Origin of the sequence: Sciscionella marina DSM 45152 (assembly GCF_000379465.1) — a bacterium.
Lineage (GTDB): Bacteria > Actinomycetota > Actinomycetes > Mycobacteriales > Pseudonocardiaceae > Sciscionella > Sciscionella marina.
In genome coordinates, this window is sequence record NZ_KB905453.1 from 1 (window position 1) to 2,904 (window position 2,904).

The 2,904-nt window shown below is 68.1% G+C and carries 3 protein-coding genes; 1 reads left to right on the forward strand and 2 read right to left on the reverse strand.

Translation table 11 applies throughout. The features are described 5' to 3' along the window. Window positions 1-91: 91 nt before the first annotated feature. Both A37U_RS0139055 and A37U_RS0139060 read right to left on the reverse strand, forming a co-directional pair. Entirely contained in the window at window positions 92-715 is a 624-nt protein-coding gene (locus A37U_RS0139055) for a YigZ family protein (RefSeq protein ID WP_020502089.1), read from the reverse strand. Then, entirely contained in the window at window positions 712-1,389 is a 678-nt protein-coding gene (locus A37U_RS0139060) for an SDR family oxidoreductase (protein WP_020502090.1), read from the reverse strand. Before A37U_RS0139060 ends, A37U_RS0139055 begins: the two co-directional genes overlap by 4 nt. 38 nt (window positions 1,390-1,427) lie before the next feature. Here A37U_RS0139060 and A37U_RS0139065 point away from each other — a divergent pair, with 38 nt between their 5' ends. After that, window positions 1,428-2,744 (forward strand): MFS transporter, encoded by a 1,317-nt coding sequence (locus A37U_RS0139065; RefSeq protein ID WP_020502091.1) that lies wholly within the window; start codon window positions 1,428-1,430, stop codon window positions 2,742-2,744. Window positions 2,745-2,904: the final 160 nt, after the last annotated feature.

Genomic DNA, 2,904 nt, shown 5'->3' on the forward strand with positions numbered 1-2,904 from the left:
TTCAGTTCTTTCGTCACACATTGATCATGAACACCCTCCTCCCTCCCAGTAACACCAACCTGCCTCACACAACCTTCACGGAATCAACCATCTAGACCCAGGCCTCGCCGAGGGTGGTGGTACGCGCCGCGCCGGCGGTGAGTTCGGCGAGCCAGGCCTCGAACCGGGGCCGCTCCGCGACCGGAACACCGACCTCGATCTCGGCATCGCGGCCGTAGCTGGTCTCCCGCACCGCGTACCCGGACTGGCGCAGGTCGTGTTCGAGTTTCCCGGCAAGGGCGTGGTCCACGGTGACCACGATCAGCTCGAGGCGCCTGCGCCAGACGGTGCCGACCGCCTCGACGGCAGCGGCCACCGCACCCCCGTAGGCGCGCACGAGCCCGCCCGCGCCGAGTTTGATCCCGCCGAAGTACCGGCTCACCACGGCGACGGTTGCGGTGAGTTCGGCGCGCAGCAGCACCTCGAGGATCGGCACCCCGGCCGTGCCCGCCGGTTCCCCGTCATCACTGGAACGCTGTTCTCGTTGTGGAACACCGATCACGAAGGCGTGGCAGTGGTGCCGGGCGTTCGGTTCCGCCCTGCGCCGCCGGGCGATGAAGGCGCGCGCCTGCTCCTCGTCCTCGACCGGGGCGAGCGCGGCGATGAACCGGGACCGGCGTTCCTCGATCTCGTGCGTGCCCTCGGCCGCGATGGTGCGATAGCCCTCGATGGTCACCGGTTCGGCCGGATCACGATCTCCGGAATGGCCGCGTCCGCTCCGGCGGTCACCGCGGTACGCACCGCATCGGCGACCGATTCGGGGCGCAGGTACTGCTCCGGTTCGAAATCCCGGCCCTCGGCGGCGCGTACCCCGCGCTGCATCTCGGTCGCCGTCCGGCCCGGGTACACCGTCGTCACGCGCAGCGCGGGTTCCTCGGTGCGGAGCACATCGGCGTAGGCGCGCAGGGCGAACTTGCTCGCCGCGTAGGCGCCCCACTCCGGGCTCGCGTTCCGGCCCTGCCCGGAGTTGATCAGCACGACGTCCGCGTGGTTCTCGCGCAGCGTGGGCAGCAGCAGCCTGGTGAACTCGGCGACCGCGAGCACGTTCACCCGCATCGTGCGTTCCCAGCTCGCATAGGAGGTCTGCGCGAGTGGAAGGATCTCCGCGACCCCGGCGGAGTGCACGAGCACGTCCACCCGCGGGAACCGGGCGGCGAGTTCGGCCGCGATCTCGGGTTCGGCGATGTCCCCGGCGTGCACTCCGGCATCGGGCAGTTCGGCGGCGACCGAACCGAGCGCATCGGCGTCCCTGCCGATCAGTTCGGCCCGATGGGTGGAGCCGAGCGCCCGCGCGGTCGCGGCGCCGATGCCACGGGACGCTCCGGTGATGACGGCGACTGGTCGTTGCATGTTCCCGACTCTAGAGTGCCAGCGTGGACAAACCTCCGATGGTGCAGCGCGCCGTGATGCGCAAGGTCGTGCGCCGGATCGTGCCCCTGTTGTGCCTGTTGTACCTCGTCAACTACGTGGACCGGGTGAACATCGGGTTCGCCGGGCCGAACGGGATGACCGATGAACTCGGGATGAGCGCGACCGTGTTCGGGCTCGCCTCGGGCATCTTCTTCCTCGGCTATCTGGTGCTCGAGGTCCCGTCGAACCTGCTGCTGCAGCGGTTCGGGGCACGACGCTGGCTGGCCAGGATCATGGCGAGCTGGGGCGTGCTCGTGTGCGTGATCGCATTCGTGCCGAATCAGACGACGCTGGTCATCCTGCGGTTTCTGCTCGGTATCGCCGAGGCGGGCTTCTTCCCCGGGGTGATCCTGTACCTGACCTACTGGTTCCCCGCCGCGTACCGGGCAAGGATGGTCGCGCTGTTCATGGCCGCGGTGCCGATCTCCACGGTGCTCGGCTCCACCCTGTCCTCGCTGATCATCCAGGGGCTGGACGGGTGGCTCGGGCTCACCGGCTGGCGAGTCATGTTCCTCGTCGAAGGGGTGCCCGCCCTGCTGCTCGCCGTCGTGACCTGGTTCTGCCTCACCGATCGGCCGGAGCAGGCGCGCTGGCTCTCCGCGCAGGAGCGGGAGTGGCTTTCCGGAACACTGCTCACCGAACAGAACAGTGTTCACAATCGGCATCAGTGGTCACTTCGCAGAGCACTGACCCATCCTCGGATCATCGCACTCGCCTTCGTCTACTTCGGCATCGCCTACGGCCTCTACGCTCTCGGTTTCTTCCTGCCCACGATCGTGAAGGGGTTCGCCGAGCAGTACGCCACCTCGTACTCGACCATCCAGACCGGCCTCATCACCGCCGTCCCCTATGTGTTCGGCGCACTGCTCATGGTCCCCTGGGCGCGGCACGGCGACCGCTCCGGCGAACGCGTGTGGCATGTCGCGATCCCCGTGGTGCTCGGCGGGCTGGCCATCCCCGTCGCGCTGTACCTCGGCAGCCCGCTGGCCACCATGATCGCGGTGACCGTGTGCGCCGTCGGGGTCTGCGCCGCGCTGCCCACCTTCTGGGCGCTCCCCTCGGAATTCCTCACCGGAACCGCGGCCGCCGCCGGGCTCGCGCTGATCAACTCACTCGGCAACATCAGCGGATTCGCCGCCCCGTACATCACCGGCTGGCTGCGCGACCTCACCGGAACACAGAACGCCGGGATGTGGGTGGTCGGCGCCTGCATGCTCGCCGGGGCGGTCACCGTGGTGCTGCTCGGCGCCGCTCCCAAGAAAACCGCCCTGACCAGCACGAGCACCGGCTCGTGAGTGGTTGTGTTGGTTCTGGCCAACACAACCACTCACGAACGTCCCCGCCGCCGGGGACCACGCCTACTAGATGATTGATTCCTTGGTCAGTGGTCGTAGGCGGTCAGTGACCGTTTGTTGATGGCATCAGTGGTCCAGTTGTGCCAGATTCCGGCGGCCA